The sequence below is a fragment of the Mesorhizobium sp. CA14 genome (genome assembly GCF_020165195.1).
In the GTDB taxonomy this organism is placed as follows: Bacteria; Pseudomonadota; Alphaproteobacteria; order Rhizobiales; family Rhizobiaceae; genus Mesorhizobium.
This window is the reverse complement of the sequence record NZ_JAIUHR010000064.1, coordinates 1-1,157: the sequence shown is the minus strand read 5'-3', so window position 1 is coordinate 1,157 and position 1,157 is coordinate 1. Positions and strand designations below refer to the sequence as shown.

Here is a 1,157-nt window from a genome sequence, read left to right as displayed (position 1 = left end):
GCGTAGCGGATCGCTTCGGCGAGCTTGCTCTTTTGGCTGACCAAGACAAGCTTCTCGCGCAGCCACGGGTCGAGGGCATCGATGATCGGCCGGGTCTTTTGCTGGCGAGCGGCGCGGCGCTCCTCCGCCGGGCGGCCCCGGATATCGCTCTCGATCTTGTAAAGCTCGGCGATGCGCTGGAGCGCCTCCGTGGCGATCGGCGCGGGTCCAGACTGGGCCAGTTCGTAGAAGCGGCGACGGACATGCGCCCAACAGAAGGCCAGGCTCACGGCATTGCGCTCGGCAAGGACCTTGTAGCCGGCGTAGCCGTCCACCTGCAGGACGCCGACAAAGCCCTGAAGATGGCGCACGACGTTCTCGGCCTTTCGGTCCGGCGCATAGAGATAGGCGACGCCGGGCGGATCGATCCCGCCCCAGGGGCGATCGTCACGCGCATAGGCGAACAGTTGGCCGGTCTTGGTGCGGCCGCGACCGGGATCGAGAACCGGCGCCGTCGTCTCGTCGGCGAAGAGCTTGTCGGACGCCTTGAGCCGCTCGAACAGGCGCTCATGGATCGGCCGGAGCAGGAAGGCTGCCTTTCCGACCCAGTCGGCGAGCGTGGACCGATCCAGGTTCACGCCTTGGCGGGCATAGATCTGCGCCTGACGATACAGAGGAAGATGGTCGGCGTATTTGCTGACCAGCACATGGGCGACGGTCGCCTCGGTTGGGATGCCGCCCTCGACCAGCCGCGCCAGAGCAGGCGCCTGCACCACGACCTCCTCGCAGCTCCGGCAGGCATACTTCGGCCGGCGCGTGACGATCACGCGGAACTGCGCCGGCACGATGTCGAGGCGCTCGGAAGAATCCTCGCCCATGACGTGCAGCATTCCCTTGCAGCACGGGCAGATTTTGTCGGGGATGTCGATGACCTGCTCGATACGCGCCAGGTGCGCGGGCAGTGAACCGCGGTTGGCGCGCCGCTTCCTGGCGCGAGCCTCGCGCTTGGCGAGATCGACGATGTCCTCCGCCGCGAAGCCCTCGGCCTCGACCTGCTCTGCCTCTTCCAGACCCAGCAGCAACTGGTCGACGGGCAGGCTCTCTGCCCTGCGGCCGAAGCGGTGGCGCTGCAGCTCCTTGATGATTTGGCGCAACCGTTCGTTCTCGGCACGCTCCGC

The 1,157-nt window shown here is 67.0% G+C and carries 1 protein-coding gene; it reads right to left on the bottom strand.

Features of this window, described 5'->3' with window-relative positions:
* A partial coding sequence (gene tnpC, locus LB565_RS29760) for an IS66 family transposase (protein ID WP_224589627.1) occupies positions 1 to 1,157 on the bottom strand: 1,157 nt, incomplete at both ends.